Consider the following 18,754-nt stretch of genomic DNA (forward strand, 5'->3'; position numbering starts at 1 on the left):
GGCCGGCACGACCGGGTCAGTCCCGCGTGCGTTCGATGATCACGCCCACCGCGCGCGCGCCGCGCACTGCGCCCGGCTTGCTCAGCTTCAGGCGCAGCCACTTCACGTCGAATTCGTCCAGCACGATCTGCGCGCAGCGCTCGGCCAGGGTCTCGACCAGGCCGAACTCCGACTCGCGCACGAACTGTTCCAGGCGCTTGCTCACCGCCTTGTAGTTCAGGGTGTGGGCGATGTCATCGGTGGCAGCGGGGCGACGGTTGTCGAAACCCATTTCCAGGTCGAACACCAGGTCCTGGCGGATCCGTCGTTCCCAATCGTAGATACCGATCAGTGCGTCGATCGTCAGCCCTTCGATGAAAACCTTGTCCATTGCGCTTACCGGCACGAATACAGGCGGCCATGGTAACGGCACGGCGGTGAGCCTGCCCGGAACGGGCGGTGGGCCACCGGCGTGGGGCGGCCCGGAAAAAACAAAGGGCCCTGCTAGCGGGGCCCTTTGGTACTACCGTTTGTCCCCGGGGGGAGCTGAAATCCAGCCGCGAGTCCCGGTGGCGCAGGCACGCAGATTAGGCAAGGACCAGATCGCCGGTCAAGGCCAAATCCGACAGGACAGGTCAGGTATTCGTCCGAGGCAAAACGCAGAAAATCAGCCGCGCGGACAAGGACGTTCCCTGATGGTCGCCGCCGCCCACTCTCGCGAACATCGATTCCTCCTTCACCACCGCACATGACGATGGCTCCATACGATGTACTGCGGCGCGCGTTGTCAGCGGAGCGTCTGTCTACTTACGAGAGAATCGCATCGACCTGCAGCCCCGACGTCACGGCCGAATCCCTGTACCTGTGGAACATGCGGATGTGCAGTGCACTGATGATGCCGGTCCATCTGTGCGAAGTGGTCACCCGCAACGCCGCTGCAGCTGTGCTCGCCAGGCAGCATGGCCCGCGTTGGCCCTGGAATGGTGCCTTCCGACGGAGGCTGCCAACCTCATCCAGTACTTCTCCGCGCACGGTACTGGAACAACTTGCCAGCCGCGTAACCGATACACCCGGGATCGTCGCCAACCTGCCGATGGTGTTCTGGCAGCAGCTCTTCACCTGTCGCTTCGACTCCACGCTTTGGATACCCGCACTCAGCAGGGTTCTGCAGCATGCTCCCTCTGCTCATCCCAGTGGCGTAAGGAAAGCCATCCATGCGGATATCGGACGCATCCGCCACCTGCGCAACCGCATCGCCCACCACGAGCCGGTCCTGGAACGTGACATCGGCGCCGACCTGGCCGCGATCGGGCGGCTGATCCATGCCCGCTGCCCACACACGCTGGGCTGGCTGCAGCGCCATGAGCGGGCGACAACCGTGCTGGCGGCGTCGCCGTTGGCAGTGCATCGGTAATGCGTCCGCCGGGCATGGCCCGGCGCCACCGGCTCAGACCGCCGGCAGGGTCGCCATGTCCCAGCGCGGGGTCACATCCACCTTCGGCGGGCTGTGCTGGCCGGCCTGCAGGCGCAGCGCGCCGGCGAAGGCGATCATCGCCCCGTTGTCGGTGCACAGTGCCGGCCGCGGGAAGCAGGCACGGCCGCCGAGGCGCTCGGCCATCTGCTGCAGGCGGGCGCGCAGGCGCGTGTTGGCGCCGACGCCGCCGGCCACCACGATCACGTTGGTCCCGGCCGCTTCCAGTGCGCGCTCGCACTTGATCGACAGGGTCTCGACCACCGCGTCCTCAAAGCCGCGGGCGATGTCGGCGCGGGTCTGCTCGCTCTGGTCACTGTCGCGCCAGGCCATCAGGACCTGGGTCTTCAGGCCGGAGAAGCTGAAATCCAGCCCCGGGCGGTCGGTCATCGGCCGCGCGAAGCGGTACGCGCCCGGCGTGCCCTGCTCGGCCAGCCTGGCCAGCTGCGGGCCGCCCGGGTACGGCAGACCCATCAGCTTGGCGGTCTTGTCGAAGGCCTCGCCGGCCGCGTCGTCCAGGGTCTCGCCCAGCAGGCGGTACTGGCCGATCGCATCCACCGCCACCAGCTGGGTGTGGCCACCGGACACCAGCAGGGCCACGAACGGCGCTTCCGGCGGGTCGTCTTCCATCAGCGGGGCCAGCAGGTGGCCTTCCATATGGTGTACGCCCACGGCCGGCACCTCCAGCGCCCAGGCCAGCGAACGCGCCACGCCAGCGCCCACCAGCAGCGCGCCGACCAGGCCGGGACCGGCGGTGTAGGCCACGCCATCGATATCGCCCACGCCCAGGCCGGCGTCGGCCAGGGTCTGGCGTACCAGTGGCAGCAGCTTGCGGACATGGTCGCGGCTGGCCAGCTCGGGCACCACACCACCGTATTCGGCGTGCAGGGCGATCTGGCTGTAGACCGCATGGGCGCGCAGGGCCGCGCTGCCGGCCAGGTCGGTGTCATACACCGCCACGCCGGTCTCATCACAGGAGGATTCGATGCCAAGGACTCGCATGCCTGCTATTATGACGCCCCTGCCGCCCCCTCGGGGGACGTGCAGATCTCACTGCTTTCGAACCCCCGGCCCGTATTCAGGGTTGGCCGCTTGCAGTTTGTCGTTTCGCCGCTATAATGTGCGGCTCGCCGGGCGTGACCCGGTTCTACTGTGTCCCGGAGATTCCATGCCCAGCGTCAAAGTCCGCGAGAACGAGCCCTTCGAGTTTGCTCTTCGCCGCTTCAAGCGCACTTGCGAAAAGGCCGGTGTGCTGGCCGAAACCCGCAAGCGCGAGTTCTACGAAAAGCCGACCCAGGAGCGCAAGCGCAAGGCCGCCGCTGCTGTGAAGCGTCAGCTGCGCCGCTCGTCGCGCGACGTCACCAAGCGTCAGCGCCTGTACTGATCGGACGCATCTTCATTGCGGCGGGCCTGCCTGTCGCGATGGAGCCGAAGCCGGCACGCGCGAGCGTCGCCGGCTTTTTGCGTTTCCGGGTTCGGGCATCCGCCCCGCCCCACCTACCACCACGAGGTTCCTCATGAGCATGAAGCAGCAGCTCACCGAAGACATGAAGGCCGCCATGAAGGCGGGCGAGAAGCACAAGCTGGGCGTGATCCGCCTGATCAACGCTGCCATCAAGCAGCGCGAAGTCGACGAGCGCATCGAGCTGGACGACACCGCCGTGATCGCCGTGCTCGACAAGATGGTCAAGCAGCGCAAGGACTCGGTCAGCCAGTACGAAGCCGCCAACCGCGAAGACCTGGCCGAGATCGAGCGCGCCGAGATCGTGGTCATCGAAGCCTACCTGCCGGCCAAGATGGGCGAGGCCGAGATCGTGGCCGCCATCCAGGCCGCCATCGCCGAGACCGGTGCCGCCGGCCCGGCCGACATGGGCAAGCTGATGGGCGCGCTGAAGCCCAAGCTCGCCGGCCAGGCCGACATGGGCCTGGTCTCCAAGCTGGTCAAGCAGCTGCTGGCGTAATCCAGCACCTGGGGTCGGATCCCTTCCGCAGCGCGGAAGGGCTCTGACCCCATTGATGCACCCGCTTCACCGCGCCTTCGTCGGTCGCCTGCTACAACCGCACACATGGTTGAACCCGAGCCCAACGTTCCCGTGTCCCTGCACAAGTACCTCAAGCGCCTGCAGGACAGCTTTCCGATGGCGGTGGCCAAGCGCTTCATCGACATCGACGTGCTGACCCAGGCAGCTTCCGTCTCCTTCTACGCCCTGCTGTCGATGGCACCGTTGCTGGTGCTGCTGCTGTGGCTGACCGCCTCGCTGTACCCACCGGCCCAGCAGGCGCTGATCGACCAGATCAGCTCGGTGGCCGGCAGCAGCGCGGCTACCGTGGCCGAAACCGTTCTGAAGAACGCCGACAACCAGCCGGATGTCGGCTCGCTGGCGGGTGTGTGGAGCACGCTGCTGCTGTTCGTCGGCGCCACCGCCGTGTTCGCCCAACTGCAGAACGCACTGAACCTGATCTTCCGCACCAGCGGCGAGCGCCTGGAAGGCCTCAAGGCCTGGCTGCGCAAGCGCGTGTTCTCGTTCGGCGTGGTGCTGGCCCTGGGCTTCCTGCTGATCCTGTCGATGACGGCCACCACGGTACTGCAGGTGGCCTTCGCCCAGCTGCCCTCGATCCTGCCCGCGCTGGGGTATGTCACGAGCCTGCTGCTTTACGCAGTCGGCTTCGCCTTCATGTACCACTACCTGCCCGACCGCCGCGTGGCCTGGCGCCAGGCCTTCATCGGCGGCGTCATCACCTCGGCACTGTTCGCACTGGGCCGCTACGGCATCGGCGTCTACATCGCCACCGTGGCCCCCGGCAGTGCCTACGGCTCGATGGGTGCGCTGGTGATCTCGCTGGTCTGGATCTACTACGCCACCGTCGTGTTCTTCGTTGGCGCACTGATGACGGCGGTGATCGATGAGCGCCTGCGCGCGCGTCATCACCTGGCCGCAGCCGGCATTGATCCGGCAACCGCCAGCCAGGTGCCCGACAGGGGGTAAACTAGGCCGACCGCCCCCGGTTCCGTCGCGTGGTCCTGCACCGCGCCCTGTCCTGTTGCCCATGGCCCGTATCCCCGACGCTTTCATCGACGACCTGCTCGCCCGCACCGACATCGTCGAGGTGGTGGGCAGCCGCGTGCCGTTGAAGCGCCAGGGCAAGGAGTACGCCGCGCGCTGCCCGTTCCATGACGAGCGCTCGGCGTCGTTCACGGTCTCGCCCACCAAGCAGTTCTATCACTGCTTCGGCTGTGGCGCGCACGGCACCGCGATCAGCTTCCTGATGAACTACGACCGCCTCGAGTTCCTCGACGCGGTGGATGAACTGGCCAAGCGCGCCGGCATGGAAGTGCCGCGCAACGAGAATCCGCGCAGCCCGCAGCAGCAGGACGACAGCCGCGAGCTGTACTCTGCGCTGGACGCGGCGACCAAGTTCTTCCAGAAGAACCTGGAGGGCAGCGAGAAGGCCCGCAGCTACCTGGATGGGCGTGGCGTGGACGAAGAGAACCGCGCACGCTTCCAGATCGGTTACGCACCGGATGGCTACAGCGGCCTGCGCGACGCGCTGGGCAAGGACGAGCGGCGCATGAAGCTGCTCGACCGCGCCGGCCTGTTCTCCAAGAACGACCGCGGCCACGTCTACGACAAGTTCCGCGACCGGGTGATGTTCCCGATCTTCGACCGCCGTGGCCGGGTGATCGCCTTCGGCGGCCGCGTGTTCGAGAAGGACGACGGCCCCAAGTACCTCAACTCGCCCGAGACCGCGCTGTTCCACAAGGGCCGCGAACTGTACGGCCTGTGGCAGGTGCGCCAGGCCAACCAGAAGATCGAGCGGCTGATCGTGGTCGAGGGCTACATGGACGTGGTCTCGCTGTTCCAGTTCGGCGTCACCCAGGCGGTGGCAACGCTGGGTACCGCGACCACGCCGGACCATGCCGAGCTGCTGTTCCGCAACGCACCGGACGTGTTCTTCTGCTTCGACGGCGACGCCGCCGGCCGCCGCGCCGGCTGGAAGGCGCTGGAATCGGTGCTGCCGCGCATGAAGGATGGCCGCCAGGCGTTCTTCCTGTTCCTGCCCGATGGCGAGGACCCGGACACCATCGTGCGCAAGGAAGGCGCCGAGGCCTTCAACGAACGCCTGAAGCAGGCCACGCCGCTGTCGCAGTTCTTCTTCGACGAACTGACCCGCGAGATCAACCTGGGCACGCTCGATGGCAAGGCACGCCTGGCCGAACGCGCCAAGCCGATGCTGGCGCAGATTCCCGACGGCGCCTTTGGCGACCTGATGAAGCAGCAGCTGGCGCAGCTGACCGGCCTGGGCGGTACTGCCCAGGCCACGCGCGCGCCGATGCCGCAACGCCAGCCGCAGCGGACGATCCAGCCCGTGGCCAAGCGCAGCCTGGTGCGCGGCGCGATCGCCGTACTGCTGCAGCAGCCGTCGCTGGCGCTGACGCTGGGCGGCAAGCACCACTTCCAGGGCCTGCGCCTGCCCGGCGTGGAACTGCTGCTGGAGCTGCTGGGGCTGGTCGAACAGCGCCCGGACATCAGTACCGGCGCCCTGCTGGAACACTTCGACGGGCGGGAGGAACAGGCCTCGCTGCATACCCTGGCCGCACAGACGCTGCCCGGCACCGAGGCCAGCTGGACCCAGGAACTGCACGACGCAGTGGCACAGCTGGAGAAACAGCTGCTGGTGCAACGTCTGGAGGAGTTGTTGGCAAAGCAGCGCCAGCAGGGCCTGGACGATACTGACAAGTACGAACTGCGCGAGCTGCTGAAGGCGCGCGCCGGACTGCGCCTGTAGCGGCAGAACGTTTTCACGGAGAAGACCATGCTGCTGCGCCTAACCTGCCTGCTGTTGTTGTCGCTCTGCCTGTCACTGACGGCCCTGGCCGAAGACGCGCCCCTCAACGAAGTCCGCCCCGGCCTGTATGCCGGCGGCCAGCCCAGCGCCGCACAGCTGCAGGCCTTGGCTGCACAGGGCGTGCGCACTGTGATCGACCTGCGCCAGCCCGGCGAGGACCGGGGCTTCGATGAAACCCGCGTCGCCGAATCATTGGGCCTGCGCTACGTGCGCATTCCGGTGGCCGGCGCCGATGGCCTGGATACGGCCAACGTGCGCGCCGTGCACCTGGCCCTGCAGCAGAGCCAGGGGCCGGTGCTGCTGCACTGTGCGTCCGGCAACCGCGCCGGCGCCGTGCTCGGCCTGGTCAATGCACGGTACGAACATGCCAGCCCCGAACAGGCCCTTCAGCTGGGCCAGCGTGCTGGCCTGAAGTCGCTGGAAGCCGCCACCCGCCAACGCCTGGCCACGCCGGTCACCTCGCCCTGAACCCTCCGCACCAAGGACCCTGCCCACCATGACCCGCTGGTGGTCGCGCCTGCGACCGGACAACTTCACCCTCGCCCTGCTGTGCACCGTCGGCCTGGCCTCGCTGCTGCCGATGAAGGGCGCCGCCGCCATCGTCCTCGACGATGTCACCACCGTCGCCATCGCCGCGCTGTTCTTCCTGCATGGCGCGCGCCTGCCGCGCGAGTCGATCATCGGCGGCATGCTGCACTGGCGGCTGCACCTGACCATCCTGGCCTGCACCTTCATCCTGTTCCCGCTGCTGGGGCTGATGTTCAAGCCGCTGTCGGGCTGGCTGCTGACCCCGGAGCTGTACCTGGGCGTGCTGTTCCTGTGCACCCTGCCCTCTACCGTGCAGTCGTCCATCGCGTTCACTTCGATGGCGCATGGCAACGTGCCCGCAGCGGTGTGCAGCGCTTCGCTGTCGAGCATCCTCGGCGTGTTCCTGACCCCGCTGCTGCTGACCGCGCTGGCCGGCACCTCGGGCGGCATCCATGATCCGCTGCATGCGATCGGCGGCATCATGCTGCAGCTGCTGGTGCCGTTCGTGGCCGGCCACCTGCTGCGGCCGTGGATTGCCGGCTGGGTGGAACGCCAGCGCGCGCTGCTGCGCTACACCGACCAGGCCACCATCCTGCTGGTGGTGTACTCGGCGTTCGGCGAAGCGGTGACCGAAGGCCTGTGGAGCAAGACCCCGCTGCTGTCGCTGCTGGCTGTGGCCATCGTGGCCGCTGTGCTGCTGGGCATCGCCATGCCGCTGATCACCTTCATCGCCCGTCGCCTGCGCTTCAACCGCGAGGACGAGATCGCCATCGTGTTCTGCGGCTCGAAGAAGAGCCTGGCCACCGGCGTGCCGATCGCCAAGGTGCTGTTCGCCGGCGGCAGCCTGGGCGCCATCGTGCTGCCGGTGATGATCTACCACCAGATCCAGCTGATCGTCTGCGGTGTGATCGCGCAGCGGTATGCGCGGCGCAAGCCCTGACAGGGCGCGCGGGTTGTTCCGGGTAGACCATCCACGCATGGCGTGGATCTACTCCATACCACGGATGGCGTGAACCACAGTAGCAACTGTCTTGTCAGGGGCAGCCGAGGGCCACCTCGGCGTCCCGCTTACGGGCGTTGAGGATCACCAGCATTTTGCGCATGACCGCCACGAGCGCCACCTTGCTCGCTTTGCCCTTGGCCTTCAGGCCAGCGTAAAACGCGCGCAGTCTTGGCTCGTACCGGATGGCCGTCAGGGCCGCCATGTAAAGGGCTTCGCGTACCACTGCGCGCCCACCACTGATCCGCCGTTGGCCCTGCCAGGTGCCACTTTCGCGGTTCATCGGGGCCAACCCCACCAGCGATGCTATGGCTTTGCTTCCCAAGCTGCCCAGTTCGGGCAACTCGCAGGCCAGTGTGCTGATCAGGATGGGGCCGACGCCTTTGAGCGCGCCGATATTCTTCCAGCCAAGCTGTCCCTCAAGCTGCTCGGCAATAGCTTTGTCCAGTTGCTTCAGGTCGTCAGATAGCTGGGCTATATGGCGTTGCTTCATCGCAATCAGATCCGGATCGACCAATCGCCGCAAGCGCTGCATCTCACTGACCCGCATCTGCACCAGATGCCTGCGGCATTGCGCAAATTCAGCCAGACGCTGCTGCCAAGGGGCAGGCGGTACGTAGCGGGTCAGCGGTAACAAATGGGCCATCTGCGCCAGCACTGTCGCATCGAGCCGATCGGTCTTGGCGGCACGGCCCGTGCCTTGGGCAAATCGCCGTGCACGCGCCGGATTGATTCGCACCATCGGCAGGCCGGCGGCGTGCAATACATCCAGAGCAGCACGCTCGTAGCCCCCGCTTGCCTCAAGAACGACCTGCTTGATCGGCCACGTCTTCAGCCACCGAATCAAGCGCACAAAGCCGCGCTTGTCGTTGCTGAATTGGCGAAACTGCTCTCCATGGACGGCCACATCCAGCGTGGCTTTGCTCACATCGATCCCGATCCCAAACATGACAGAACTCCGCTAGGCTGACAGGGTCGAGAGCTCTCCCCGCTTGCCCAGTCTTATCAGTTCGAGCGCCAACTCAACCAACTGTTCGGGCGGTTCAGGGAGAATCCGGCGTGGGGACCCAAGCTACTTCTCGGTCGCAAGACCTGGATCCACACGGTCGCCCACGCCGGGCTCTCGGCACCCAAGGTGCCAGATCGGCAAGAGATAAGATCCACGCCATGCGTGGATGGGTTGCCTGACGCTACGGATCCACGAGCGTGCCGACGCTCAGCTCCGGCATCCACACCCACAGGTCGTACGCCCGTTCCGCATGGGTATCGCCCCGCAGCCGCGGGGCCACCTGCTCTGGAAGTGGCCGCGCCATGCAACGGTCCGCGCACGCCCACGCCTGGCCACGCAGCGCACCCAACCGCACGCTGTAGATATCCAGGTCCCGCAGCTGGGAGGCCATCGGCCGCCTCTGCATTTCCGGCGGCATACCTTCCGGCCGCCGCAGCATGGCGTGGACATTGCCAGTCAGCACCAGCATGCGTGCATTGTCTGGCAACCCTCGATAGAGCCGTCGCAATTCGGCTGCCATGAAGTCATCGCGCGCCTGGTTGCCGCCACTGCTGGCATTGACGTCATAGCCAACCACTTCGATCACGCGCCCCTGCGCCTTCAGCACACGCAGGCCTTCGATCATCGCCAGCATGTCGCGGCTGCGGCGACCATCATGCTGGTCATCGCGCACGGTCCAGAACGCGCGGCCGCGCAGGTGCCGGCGTGCCGCGGCCCCGCCATCGGATTCCAGATAGTCGCGCAGCACAGGGTTCTCGGCGCGTGGCAGTTCCAGCGCCAGCAGGACCGGCGCGCCATTGCGGCTGTAGTCGTCCACCAGCTGCCGCACCAGCAGTGGCGTCTCGCGTGTGCCGTGGAATTCGCCCAGCACCAGCATGCGATGGCCAGCGGCGTATTGGCGGATCTGCGCGGTAGTGTCGTCGGCATGCGCGGTCACGGCCATGCCCAGCGCCAGCATCAGCGCGGTGGTCCAACGGAAGAACGAATGCATCCCTGCTGCTTCCTTTCCCTGGGGTCAGGAACAGCAATGGCGACGCCGAGACGGCGGTTCAAGGTGATCCACGTCATGCGAGGATGTCCGCGCGATCAGGTGGGGTCAGAGCCCCTTCGGGGATCCGACCCCGAGGTCACAGCCAGGGCAGGATCCAGTGGTCCACCAGCAGGAAGGCAAACAGCGCCATCAGGTAGACGATGGAGTAATAGAACATCTTCATCGAGAACAGCTCGTCCGGCGGGTCCAGCATGCGCCACGCGTACCAGAGGAACACGGCGTTGAGCACGATCGCGCCGCCCAGGTAGAACGCACCGCTCATGCCCACCAGGTACGGCAGCAGGCACACCAGCGCCAGCACCACCGAATACACCATGATCTGCTTGCGGGTATGCGCCACGCCGTGGGTCACCGGCAGCATCGGGATCTCCGCCTTCGCGTAGTCCTCGCGGCGGAAGATCGCCAGCGCCCAGAAGTGCGGCGGGGTCCAGATGAAGATGATCAGCACCAGCAGCGACGAGTACGCCCAGTCCGACGAACCCTGCATGCCGGTCACCGCGGCCCAGCCCAGCATCGGCGGCATCGCGCCGGCCAGGCCACCGATGACGATGTTCTGCGAGGTCGCACGCTTGAGGTACACGGTGTAGATCACCGCGTAGCCGATCAGCGAGGCGAAGGTCAGCACCGCGGTGATCAGGTTCACCCACAGCACCAGGAGGGTCATCGACAGCACGATCAGCACGCCGGCAAACACCAGCACCTGCCACGGCTTGACCTTGCCCACCACCAGCGGGCGCCACGAGGTGCGCGCCATCTGCGCATCGATGTGCGCGTCCAGCAGCTGGTTGATGGCGGCCGCGGCCGAGGCCGCCAGCCAGATGCCGAGGAAGCCGAGCAGGCCGGCGCGCACCTGCTCCCAGCTCGGCACGCCGGGGATGGCCAGGACCATGCCGACCAGGGCGGTGAAGACGATCAGGGCGACGACCTTGGGCTTGGTCAGGTCCCAGTACTGGCGGTAATTGGAAAACATGGAATCAGTCCGGGGCACGCAGGCGGGCCAGCAGGCTGACCAGTACGAACAACAGGGCAACGGCCACGCCGTTGTGGGCCACAGCCACTTCCAGCGGCAGCGCCAGCTTCACGTTGAGGATGCCGAGCGTGACCTGCAGCACCAGCAGCGCGATCAGCGCGCTGGCCCAGCCACGCATGCTCGGCAACCGGAACAGGCGCACGCCAAGCCACAGCAGGTAGACGGCCACCACCACCGCGAACAGGCGGTGCGCCATCTGGATGGCGATGCGCGAAGCGCCATCCAGCACACCGCCTTCGTAATCCACGCCGATGCCGCGCCACAGGGTGAAGCCTTCGACGAAGTTGTGCTGCGGCCACCACTGGTTGGCGCAGCGCGGGAAGTTGTCCAGCGAGGCGCTGCCACCGCCGCAGGCGAGTGCGGCGTAGTTGGCGCTGACCCAACCACCCAGCGCGATCTGGGTAACCAGCACCGCCACGCCGATGCGCATCAGCCACTTCAGCTTCGGCGCTTCAGCCAGGGTGATCGGCATGTGCGTCGCGCGCCAGGCCATCCACACCAGCAGGCCGAACATCAGCATGCCGCCCAGCAGATGGCCCATCACCACGATGGGTTTGAGCAGCAGGGTCACCGTCCACATGCCCAGCAGGGCCTGGAAGATCACCACCGCCAAGGTCAGCAGCGCCGCACGTGCGAGATCGATGTTGCTCCAGCGCAGCGCGGCGATCAGCAGGATCGCCTCGCCGGTCAAGGCCAGGGCACTGGCGGTGCCGTGCCAGCCCATCATGTACAGCGGTATGCCGGCGGCCACCAGCACGCAGGCGGTCACCACCGCCGTGCTTCCGAATCGTCGCTTGCGCGTGGCCAGCAGCGCCAGGGTCAGGATCTCGATGCCCAGCGCGCCGGCCAGGAAGCGATGCACCTGTTCTCGCCAGGCCTTGTGGGTCTCCAGCGGGCGGATCTCCGCCGCCGGGTGGCCGATGGTCTCTTCCACGTGCTGCGGCCAGGTGGCCTGGCCATAGCAGGTCGGCCAGTCCGGGCAGCTCAGGCCGGCATCGGACAGGCGCACGAAGGCGCCGAACATGATCGTGCTCGCGGTCATGATCATGGCGAACCACGCCAGGCGGTGGAAATTGCGGTGCAGCGCCGGACGCGCGGAAAGGCTCATCAAACGGGACTCACTTCAGTTTCAGCAACGTGGCCATGTCCTTGCGCAGGCCACCGAGGTCGGAACCCGGGGCATGGCGCATGATCACGAAGCCGTTCGGATCGATCACGTAGACCGGCAGTCCCGCCGGATCATCGACGCCCGGCAACGCCGCGCGCAGGGCTGGCGACGGAGCCAGCGGCCGCAGCGCGGGCAGCGAGGCGATCGACGCCGGTGGCGTACCCAGCCACAGGATCTCGACATTATCGGCGTTATGGCCGAACAGCTGCCACACCTTGCCCAGTCCCTGCGACAAAGTGACGCACTGCGCGTCGCAGGCACCGGCCGGCGCCACCAGCAGGCGCCAGGTACGGGCCTCGGGGTTCCAGGGGTAGGACTGGCCGCTGGCCAGGGTCGGCGCCTGCTGGCGCAGGTCCACCGGCGGCTTCAGCAGCTGGCCGGCATTGCGGTGCCCGGTCGGCTGCCAGCCGGAGAAGCGCAGCACGGCGGCCAGTGCCATCGCCCCGAAGAACACGGCAAACAGCAGCACCAGGGTCCGGCGGCCGGAACCGCGCGCCTGCGGGGACGTAGCAGTGTTCATGCGGGGCATTTTCTCATGGTTGGGTAGGGGATGCCGGTAGTGCCGGCCGCTGGCCGGCATCCAGGATTGCGGGGGTTGCCGGCCAGCGGCCGGCACTACCGGGTAATCACGCGCCTCCGCCGCCGCTCCAGCACCACGGCCACCACCAGCACGGTCAGGGCCAGCCCGAACCACTGCACGGCGTAGCCCAGGTGGCGCTGAGGCGGCAGCGTGTTCGGCAGCAGGTCCAGATCGCGCTCGTCGCCAAAGGGCAGCGCCGGGTCCAGCCTCAGCACGCGGTCGGGTAGCGCCTGCAGCCCCAGCGCGCGCGCCAGCCCGTCGTCCGGCAACCGGCTGGCCAGCCAGCGCCCGGCCTCACCGGTAGCAGAGAACGCCGGGCCCAGTAGCAGTCCCGCCGACGGTGGCGGCGCGAGCAGCCCGCGCACGGCCACCGGCGAAGGCGGCGACGGCACCTCCGGAAGCGTGCGATCCGGCGGCAGCGCACGCCAACCGAGGTCGACCAGCAGCACGCTGCCGTCGTCACTGCGGAAGGGGCGATAGATCTTCACGCCGGCGCGGCCATGCCGGATCTGGTTGTCCAGCAGTACCACGCCGGGCAGGAAGCGACCGTGGTCGGCCACGCCGTGCAACGCGCCGGGCGCCGCCAGGGCCTGCGACAGCGGCAACGCCTGTGCCACGGCTGGACCCTGTGCATCCAACATTGCCTGTTTGGCATGCATGCGCTGCAGCTGCCACAGCCCCAATGCGGTGAATCCGGCCATCGCCAGCACGGCCAGCAACCATCCGAACACGCGCGTGTGCTGGCGCATCATGACAAGTCCGCGCAAACGCGGTCAGATAGGCACATCCACCCTGCCCTCGAGCCGCGCATGAGTGATTCGCTGAAGACCCTGCTGGTAATCGCGTTTCTGATCGTCATCGTCTGGAATCTGGGCGCCGGCCTGTACTACCTGCTGGTCGACCGCGGCCAGACCAAGCGCACGGTCAATGCACTGACGCGCCGCATCGCGGTGTCGGTAGCGTTGATCCTGCTGGTGATCGTGAGCATCTACATGGGCTGGATCAAACCACACGGCATCGGCGGCTGAGACCACCGATGCGCGCCTGATCAAAGCACGTAGACGAACAGGAACAGCATCAGCCACACCACGTCGACGAAGTGCCAGTACCACGCGGCGGCTTCGAAACCGAAATGGTTGTCGCGGGTGAAGTGTCCCTTGGCCGAACGCAGCCACATCACGATCAGCATGATCGTGCCCAGCAGCACGTGCGCGCCGTGGAAGCCGGTCAACATGAAGAACGTCGACCCGTAGATGCCGGAGCCGAGCGTCAGGTTCAGTTCCTTGTAGGCATGGATGTACTCCTCTGCCTGCAGGGTCAGGAAGCCCAGGCCGAGCACCACGGTCAGGCCCAGCCAGATCAGCAGCTGGCGGCGGTTGCCGGACTTCAGTGCGTGGTGGGCGATGGTCAGGGTCACGCCGGAGGTCAACAGGATCAGCGTATTGATCAGTGGCAGGCCCCAGGCCGGGATGGTCTGGAACGCGCCACCGATCGCCGCCGGGCCATTGGTCGGCCATCCGGCGGAATAGCCCTGCCAGAGCAGCTCGTTGGTCATGACCCCACGGCCTTCGCCACTGAGCCACGACAGGCCCAGGTTGCGGGTGTAGAACAGCGCGCCGAAGAACGCGCCGAAGAACATCACCTCGGAGAAGATGAACCAGATCATCCCCATCCGGAATGATCCGTCGACCTGGTGGTTGTAGTTGCCGGCCTGCGATTCGCGCACCACGTCGCTGAACCACCAGAACAGGGTCAGCACCAGCATCGCGATGCCGATGTAGAACGTCCAGCGTCCCCAGCTGGCATCGTTGAGCCAGCTGGCCACGCCCACCATGGTCACCATCATGGCGATGGAACCCACGAACGGCCATTTGCTCTGGGCCGGGACGAAGTACACGTTGGCGTCGGTCGGTGTCTGGGCCATGTCGGTATCCGGGTCAGGGTGCGGCGTGCGCGCCGTCCGAGGTGGCGGCCGGGGCCAGCCGATCGGACAGCGCGTCGTTGCGGTAGAAGGTGTAGGACAAGGTGATCGTCCTGATCTCCGGCGGCAGGTCCGGATCGACGATGAAGCGCACCGGCATGTCGCGCTTCTCGCCGGCCTGCAGCGTCTGCGCGGTGAAACAGAAGCACTCGGTCTTGCTGAAGAAGCCCGACGCACGCGCCGGTGCCACCGAAGGCACCGCGCTGCCGACCACGGCAGCTGCGCTGTCGTTGCGGGCAAAGTACAGCGCCTCGTTGAGCTCGCCGGGCACCACGTCCATGGTCAGCTGCTCAGGATGGAACGACCACGGCAGGCGCGAATTGACGCCGCCATCGAACTCCACCCGCACGGTGCGCTTGCCGGCCGCGGCACCTGCGCTGGCTTCGCCACCGGGACCGCGTTCCAGGCGCACGCCGAACACCTTCTCGCAGGCGATGCGGTACAGCGGCACCAGCGAGAACGTCAGCAGGAACACCGCCACCGCCACGCCGATCAGGCGCGGCAGCCCGGCACTGCGTGACGGTGTGCTGGCCGGTGCCTCGCTCATCGGCCGATCACCCCGCTGAGGATGAAGCCGACGTAGACCAGCACAGCGATGGCGCCGACCCACACCGCCGTGCGCTTCGCACGCTGGCGCTGCTGCTCGATGCTTCCGCCCTGGTAGAGCCGACCGCTGGTCGGCTGCTTCTCATCCGCCGAGCATGGCTCGGCTCTACAGGTCTGCAGCGGGCTCTCGTTATGCATGCCCCACCTCAATGCGTGATGTCGTCATGCGCCAGATCCCCCGGGCGGATGGTCGGCGGGGTGGTGAAGGTGTGCGCCGGTGCCGGCGACGGCAGCGTCCATTCCAGGCCGCGTGCACCCTCCCAGGAACGCGCTTCGGCCTTCTCGCCGTTGCGCAGCGAGGACAGCAGGATCGCGGCCATCATGAACGGGGTGACGAACATGCCGAACGCACCGATCGAGCTGATCAGGTTCCAGTCGGCAAACGCCACGCTGTAATCGGGAATGCGGCGCGGCATGCCGGCCAGGCCGAGGAAGTGCTGCGGGAAGAACAGCAGGTTGACGAACACGATCGACCACCAGAAGTGCACCTTGGCCCACTTCTCGCTGTACATGCGCCCGGTCCACTTCGGCCACCAGTAGTACACCGCGGCGATCAGCGCGAACACCGCACCGGTCACCAGCACGTAGTGGAAGTGCGCGACCACGAAGTAGGTGTCGTGGTACTGGAAATCGGCGGCCACGATGGCCAGCATCAGGCCGGAGAAGCCACCGATGGTGAACAGGATGACGAAGGCCACCGACCACAGCATCGGTGCCTCGAACGTCAGCGAGCCACGCCACATGGTGCTGACCCAGTTGAACACCTTCACGCCGGTCGGGATCGAGATCAGCATGGTGGCGAACATGAAATAGATCTCGCCGCCCAGCGGCATGCCCACGGTGAACATGTGGTGGGCCCAGACGATGAACGACAGGAACGCGATCGCCGCGGTGGCGTACACCATCGCCTGGTAGCCGAACAGCGGCTTGCGGCTGAAGGTCGGGATGATCTCGCTGACCACGCCGAAGGCGGGCAGGATCATGATGTAGACCTCGGGGTGCCCGAAGAACCAGAAGATGTGCTGGTACATCACCGGGTCACCGCCACCGGCGGCGTTGAAGAAGCTGGTGCCGAAGAACTTGTCGGTCAGCAGCATGGTCACCGCACCGGCCAGCACCGGCATCACCGCGATCAGCAGGAACGCGGTGATCAGCCAGGCCCAGCAGAAGATCGGCATTTTCAGCAGGTCGATGCCCGGCGCACGCATGTTCAGCACGGTGGCGATGATGTTGATCGCACCCATGATCGAACTGATGCCGGCCACGTGGATAGCGAACACGCTGAAGGCCACGTTGTAGCCGCCCTGCAGCGACAGCGGCGGATACAGCGTCCAGCCACCAGCCGGCGCACCACCGGGCAGGAACAGGGTCAGCAGCAGCAGGCTGAAGGCCACCGGCAGCAACCAGAACGACCAGTTGTTCATGCGCGGCAGCGCCATGTCCGGCGCGCCGATCTGCAGCGGGATCATCCAGTTGGCGAGGCCGACGAAGGCAGGCATCACGCCACCGAAGATCATCACCAGCGCATGCACGGTGGTCATCTGGTTGAAGAACTCGGGCTTGACGAACTGCAGGCCGGGCTGTGCCAGCTCGGCGCGGATCACCACGCTCATCGCCGCGCCGATGATGAACATGATGAAGCTGAAACCCAGGTACAGCGTGCCGATGTCCTTGTGGTTGGTCGAGAAGAACCAACGCTCGAAGAAACTCTGCTGGTGATGGTGATCGTCGTGCCCAACTGCCGAGTGCGCCATTGCAAAACACCTCTCAGAATCGGTTGTCACCACGGCCGCGGGCGGCCGCGGGCTTTACATCACGCGCCGCTGGCTGCAGTGGCAGGTGCGCTGGCCGCTTCTGCAGCAGCAGGCGCAGCCGGCGCCTCGCCCGCCGGTGCAGCCGGTTCGGCAGGTGCCGCAGGCGTGGCCGGCGCGGCAGCCGGCGCCGGCTTGCGCTGCGCCAGCCACTGTTTGAATTCCTCCTTGGACACCGCCTCGACCACGATCGGCATGAAGCCGTGGTCCTTTCCGCACAGCTCGGCGCACTGGCCGCGGTACACGCCAGGCTGCTCGATGCTGGTCCAGGCTTCGTTGATGAAGCCGGGAATGGCATCCTGCTTCCAGCCCAGCGCCGGCACCCACCAGGCGTGGATCACGTCGTCGGAGGTGATGACGAAGCGCACCTTGGTGTCGACCGGCAGCACCAGCCGGTTGTCGACATCCAGCAGGTAGTGCGGATGGCTTTCACGGGTCGGCACGATGCCACTTTGCCGCACGCGGTCGGATTCGCGGTCCAGGCGGCTGGTGAAGGTGACGTTCTCGCCGAGGTATTCGTACTTCCACATCCACTGGTAGCCGGTGACCTTGACCGTCATCTCGGCATCGCGGGTGTCGTACATCTTGATCAGGTTGGCCGTGGCCGGCCACGCCATCACGATCAGGATGATCACCGGGATCACCGTCCAGATGATCTCGGCCTTGGTGTTGTGGCTGAAGGTGGCGGCGACTGCCCCCTTGGATTTGCGGAACTTGAAGATGGCGTAGGCCATCGCGCCGAACACGATGACGCCGATCACCGTGCAGATGATCAACGAGAGATTGTTCGATTCCCAGGCCAGGCGCGAGGTCTGGGTCACCCCCTTGCCCATGTTCAGCTGCCACGGCTTGGGATCGGCCGCCTGGGCCCAGGCCAACGCCGGCATCAGTCCCCCGGCCACCATGGCGGTGACCGCTGCAACGCACTTCGTGCCCCACCTGCTGCTTTGCTTCATTGCCTAGACCCTTAGCGTCGTCGGTTGCCGCCATCGCTGGCGGCGAGCAAGCTTTCAAGTGTCTCTGCGAGCGTCTGACGTTCGGCCGGCGCGAGGAAACTCCCCACCTCCACCTGCCGGCCGCTGGATGCCAGCCGGACCCTCTCATCGCCGGTGAGCAGGCGCACCCAGTGGGGGTGGGCCCGGAACACCGGCGATCCACCGGGTACGGGGATGACCTCCACGTACGCCGGCACTACCCGGATCTCCTCCTGCCGTTCACCGCTGCGCCACAAGGCACGCAGTGCCGCCGCCAGCACCAGGCTGTACAGCAGCGCGAACAGGGGGGCGAATGCATTGCCGGCCAACCACCCGAGGGCGGACACCAGCCACATCGCACCCGACAACACGGTGAACAACAGGACGAACTGCCGGGCATCGAGCGCCCGTGGGGGACGCAGCCGCAGCTGCGTACCTGACCCATCCGGAGCTGGAAGCACCTCGATCATGTCGCAACCGCGTTCCTGCCGCGGGAAACGTCTCGATGGTAGCCCCGCCCTCTCGCCGGTAGCAAGGGTGCATTCACACTTTTTCCCATGCTGCAACACAGCATGGGGTCGGCGGCGCGAATGCCGAATTCAGCACAAATATTGCCGGGCTTGCTGAACACGCTGAATCCACCACCATTAGGGGCTATCAGCCCTTCACTAAGGTGGCTGCGGGGCACTTCCGCAACCCGCAAAAATGATTAAAATCG

Annotated in this window: 22 protein-coding genes; 8 read left to right on the top strand and 14 right to left on the bottom strand. The window is 66.4% G+C overall.

The genetic code is table 11. The features are described from left to right. Window positions 1-16 precede the first annotated feature (16 nt). Window positions 17-370, bottom strand: coding sequence for a dihydroneopterin aldolase (folB, locus tag ACUVWL_RS15590; RefSeq protein WP_005407807.1), 354 nt, complete (start codon window positions 368-370; stop codon window positions 17-19). Between the two features lie 357 nt (window positions 371-727). Between folB and ACUVWL_RS15595 the strand changes: the two genes are divergently transcribed. Beyond that, window positions 728-1,393, top strand: a complete 666-nt coding sequence (locus ACUVWL_RS15595; RefSeq protein WP_445978544.1) for a hypothetical protein — start codon at window positions 728-730, stop codon at window positions 1,391-1,393. 33 nt (window positions 1,394-1,426) lie between these two features. Here ACUVWL_RS15595 and tsaD read toward each other — a convergent pair whose 3' ends face one another. Then, a complete protein-coding gene (tsaD, locus tag ACUVWL_RS15600; protein WP_032957776.1) occupies window positions 1,427-2,452 on the bottom strand; it encodes a tRNA (adenosine(37)-N6)-threonylcarbamoyltransferase complex transferase subunit TsaD in 1,026 nt (341 codons plus the stop codon). Between the two features lie 166 nt (window positions 2,453-2,618). On the opposite strand from tsaD, the gene rpsU reads away from it, so the two are divergent. From rpsU to ACUVWL_RS15630, 6 genes are all read left to right on the top strand, one after another. Beyond that, the gene (rpsU, locus tag ACUVWL_RS15605; protein ID WP_002808376.1) at window positions 2,619-2,834 is read left to right on the top strand and encodes a 30S ribosomal protein S21; all 216 of its coding nucleotides are present in this window, start codon (window positions 2,619-2,621) and stop codon (window positions 2,832-2,834) included. A gap of 133 nt (window positions 2,835-2,967) precedes the next feature. Beyond that, window positions 2,968-3,411: a GatB/YqeY domain-containing protein gene (locus ACUVWL_RS15610; RefSeq protein ID WP_014645703.1), complete on the top strand. Its 444-nt coding sequence runs from the start codon at window positions 2,968-2,970 to the stop codon at window positions 3,409-3,411. A gap of 105 nt (window positions 3,412-3,516) precedes the next feature. Next, the gene (locus ACUVWL_RS15615) at window positions 3,517-4,437 is read left to right on the top strand and encodes a YihY/virulence factor BrkB family protein (protein ID WP_445978545.1); all 921 of its coding nucleotides are present in this window, start codon (window positions 3,517-3,519) and stop codon (window positions 4,435-4,437) included. 61 nt (window positions 4,438-4,498) lie between these two features. Beyond that, on the top strand, window positions 4,499-6,238 hold the full coding sequence (gene dnaG / locus ACUVWL_RS15620; protein ID WP_032957772.1) for a DNA primase: 1,740 nt from the start codon (window positions 4,499-4,501) through the stop codon (window positions 6,236-6,238). A 27-nt stretch (window positions 6,239-6,265) separates the two neighbouring features. Continuing rightward, a complete protein-coding gene (locus ACUVWL_RS15625; RefSeq protein WP_032957770.1) occupies window positions 6,266-6,766 on the top strand; it encodes a fused DSP-PTPase phosphatase/NAD kinase-like protein in 501 nt (166 codons plus the stop codon). Window positions 6,767-6,794: 28 nt separating this feature from the next. After that, window positions 6,795-7,766, top strand: a complete 972-nt coding sequence (locus ACUVWL_RS15630; protein WP_032957769.1) for a bile acid:sodium symporter family protein — start codon at window positions 6,795-6,797, stop codon at window positions 7,764-7,766. A gap of 94 nt (window positions 7,767-7,860) precedes the next feature. Here the strand turns inward: ACUVWL_RS15630 and ACUVWL_RS15635 are convergent, their stop codons facing one another. From ACUVWL_RS15635 to ACUVWL_RS15660, 6 genes are all read right to left on the bottom strand, one after another. Beyond that, window positions 7,861-8,775, bottom strand: coding sequence for an IS110-like element ISStma6 family transposase (locus ACUVWL_RS15635; RefSeq protein ID WP_445978546.1), 915 nt, complete (start codon window positions 8,773-8,775; stop codon window positions 7,861-7,863). A 241-nt stretch (window positions 8,776-9,016) separates the two neighbouring features. After that, on the bottom strand, window positions 9,017-9,826 hold the full coding sequence (locus tag ACUVWL_RS15640; RefSeq protein ID WP_032957767.1) for a hypothetical protein: 810 nt from the start codon (window positions 9,824-9,826) through the stop codon (window positions 9,017-9,019). Between the two features lie 136 nt (window positions 9,827-9,962). Next, window positions 9,963-10,856: a heme o synthase gene (gene cyoE / locus ACUVWL_RS15645; RefSeq protein ID WP_046428214.1), complete on the bottom strand. Its 894-nt coding sequence runs from the start codon at window positions 10,854-10,856 to the stop codon at window positions 9,963-9,965. Window positions 10,857-10,860: 4 nt separating this feature from the next. Beyond that, on the bottom strand, window positions 10,861-12,024 hold the full coding sequence (locus ACUVWL_RS15650; RefSeq protein WP_041863006.1) for a COX15/CtaA family protein: 1,164 nt from the start codon (window positions 12,022-12,024) through the stop codon (window positions 10,861-10,863). 10 nt (window positions 12,025-12,034) lie between these two features. Next, a complete protein-coding gene (locus ACUVWL_RS15655) occupies window positions 12,035-12,604 on the bottom strand; it encodes a hypothetical protein (protein ID WP_046428212.1) in 570 nt (189 codons plus the stop codon). Window positions 12,605-12,699: 95 nt separating this feature from the next. Next, a complete protein-coding gene (locus ACUVWL_RS15660) occupies window positions 12,700-13,416 on the bottom strand; it encodes an SURF1 family protein (protein ID WP_069118093.1) in 717 nt (238 codons plus the stop codon). A 57-nt stretch (window positions 13,417-13,473) separates the two neighbouring features. On the opposite strand from ACUVWL_RS15660, the gene ACUVWL_RS15665 reads away from it, so the two are divergent. Next, window positions 13,474-13,692, top strand: a complete 219-nt coding sequence (locus ACUVWL_RS15665) for a twin transmembrane helix small protein (protein ID WP_005412025.1) — start codon at window positions 13,474-13,476, stop codon at window positions 13,690-13,692. Between the two features lie 20 nt (window positions 13,693-13,712). Here ACUVWL_RS15665 and ACUVWL_RS15670 read toward each other — a convergent pair whose 3' ends face one another. From ACUVWL_RS15670 to ACUVWL_RS15695, 6 genes are read right to left on the bottom strand one after another with little or no spacing between them, the layout of a single operon-like run. Then, the gene (locus tag ACUVWL_RS15670) at window positions 13,713-14,588 is read right to left on the bottom strand and encodes a cytochrome c oxidase subunit 3 (protein WP_014645693.1); all 876 of its coding nucleotides are present in this window, start codon (window positions 14,586-14,588) and stop codon (window positions 13,713-13,715) included. A 13-nt stretch (window positions 14,589-14,601) separates the two neighbouring features. Next, window positions 14,602-15,192: a cytochrome c oxidase assembly protein gene (locus tag ACUVWL_RS15675; RefSeq protein WP_014645692.1), complete on the bottom strand. Its 591-nt coding sequence runs from the start codon at window positions 15,190-15,192 to the stop codon at window positions 14,602-14,604. Continuing rightward, complete coding sequence (locus tag ACUVWL_RS15680; protein WP_032957755.1) at window positions 15,189-15,389, bottom strand: hypothetical protein; 201 nt, start codon at window positions 15,387-15,389, stop codon at window positions 15,189-15,191. The genes ACUVWL_RS15675 and ACUVWL_RS15680 overlap by 4 nt, the downstream gene beginning before the upstream one ends. An 8-nt stretch (window positions 15,390-15,397) precedes the next feature. Beyond that, complete coding sequence (ctaD, locus tag ACUVWL_RS15685; protein ID WP_004153896.1) at window positions 15,398-17,005, bottom strand: cytochrome c oxidase subunit I; 1,608 nt, start codon at window positions 17,003-17,005, stop codon at window positions 15,398-15,400. 59 nt (window positions 17,006-17,064) lie between these two features. Further along, a complete protein-coding gene (gene coxB / locus ACUVWL_RS15690; RefSeq protein ID WP_041863004.1) occupies window positions 17,065-18,018 on the bottom strand; it encodes a cytochrome c oxidase subunit II in 954 nt (317 codons plus the stop codon). An 11-nt stretch (window positions 18,019-18,029) separates the two neighbouring features. Continuing rightward, window positions 18,030-18,506 (bottom strand): DUF2244 domain-containing protein, encoded by a 477-nt coding sequence (locus tag ACUVWL_RS15695; protein ID WP_014645689.1) that lies wholly within the window; start codon window positions 18,504-18,506, stop codon window positions 18,030-18,032. Window positions 18,507-18,754 lie beyond the last annotated feature (248 nt).

This window comes from Stenotrophomonas muris (assembly GCF_052751275.1).

Excerpts from the sequence above, each read along its gene's own strand:
- folB (WP_005407807.1), bottom strand. The coding sequence starts at position 370 with ATGGACAAGGTTTTCATCGAAGGGCTGACGATCGACGCACTGATCGGT.
- ACUVWL_RS15595 (WP_445978544.1), top strand. The coding sequence starts at position 728 with ATGACGATGGCTCCATACGATGTACTGCGGCGCGCGTTGTCAGCGGAG.
- tsaD (WP_032957776.1), bottom strand. The coding sequence starts at position 2,452 with ATGCGAGTCCTTGGCATCGAATCCTCCTGTGATGAGACCGGCGTGGCG.
- rpsU (WP_002808376.1), top strand. The coding sequence starts at position 2,619 with ATGCCCAGCGTCAAAGTCCGCGAGAACGAGCCCTTCGAGTTTGCTCTT.
- ACUVWL_RS15610 (WP_014645703.1), top strand. The coding sequence starts at position 2,968 with ATGAGCATGAAGCAGCAGCTCACCGAAGACATGAAGGCCGCCATGAAG.
- ACUVWL_RS15615 (WP_445978545.1), top strand. The coding sequence starts at position 3,517 with ATGGTTGAACCCGAGCCCAACGTTCCCGTGTCCCTGCACAAGTACCTC.
- dnaG (WP_032957772.1), top strand. The coding sequence starts at position 4,499 with ATGGCCCGTATCCCCGACGCTTTCATCGACGACCTGCTCGCCCGCACC.
- ACUVWL_RS15625 (WP_032957770.1), top strand. The coding sequence starts at position 6,266 with ATGCTGCTGCGCCTAACCTGCCTGCTGTTGTTGTCGCTCTGCCTGTCA.
- ACUVWL_RS15630 (WP_032957769.1), top strand. The coding sequence starts at position 6,795 with ATGACCCGCTGGTGGTCGCGCCTGCGACCGGACAACTTCACCCTCGCC.
- ACUVWL_RS15635 (WP_445978546.1), bottom strand. The coding sequence starts at position 8,775 with ATGTTTGGGATCGGGATCGATGTGAGCAAAGCCACGCTGGATGTGGCC.
- ACUVWL_RS15640 (WP_032957767.1), bottom strand. The coding sequence starts at position 9,826 with ATGCATTCGTTCTTCCGTTGGACCACCGCGCTGATGCTGGCGCTGGGC.
- cyoE (WP_046428214.1), bottom strand. The coding sequence starts at position 10,856 with ATGTTTTCCAATTACCGCCAGTACTGGGACCTGACCAAGCCCAAGGTC.
- ACUVWL_RS15650 (WP_041863006.1), bottom strand. The coding sequence starts at position 12,024 with ATGAGCCTTTCCGCGCGTCCGGCGCTGCACCGCAATTTCCACCGCCTG.
- ACUVWL_RS15655 (WP_046428212.1), bottom strand. The coding sequence starts at position 12,604 with ATGAACACTGCTACGTCCCCGCAGGCGCGCGGTTCCGGCCGCCGGACC.
- ACUVWL_RS15660 (WP_069118093.1), bottom strand. The coding sequence starts at position 13,416 with ATGATGCGCCAGCACACGCGCGTGTTCGGATGGTTGCTGGCCGTGCTG.
- ACUVWL_RS15665 (WP_005412025.1), top strand. The coding sequence starts at position 13,474 with ATGAGTGATTCGCTGAAGACCCTGCTGGTAATCGCGTTTCTGATCGTC.
- ACUVWL_RS15670 (WP_014645693.1), bottom strand. The coding sequence starts at position 14,588 with ATGGCCCAGACACCGACCGACGCCAACGTGTACTTCGTCCCGGCCCAG.
- ACUVWL_RS15675 (WP_014645692.1), bottom strand. The coding sequence starts at position 15,192 with ATGAGCGAGGCACCGGCCAGCACACCGTCACGCAGTGCCGGGCTGCCG.
- ACUVWL_RS15680 (WP_032957755.1), bottom strand. The coding sequence starts at position 15,389 with ATGCATAACGAGAGCCCGCTGCAGACCTGTAGAGCCGAGCCATGCTCG.
- ctaD (WP_004153896.1), bottom strand. The coding sequence starts at position 17,005 with ATGGCGCACTCGGCAGTTGGGCACGACGATCACCATCACCAGCAGAGT.
- coxB (WP_041863004.1), bottom strand. The coding sequence starts at position 18,018 with ATGAAGCAAAGCAGCAGGTGGGGCACGAAGTGCGTTGCAGCGGTCACC.
- ACUVWL_RS15695 (WP_014645689.1), bottom strand. The coding sequence starts at position 18,506 with ATGATCGAGGTGCTTCCAGCTCCGGATGGGTCAGGTACGCAGCTGCGG.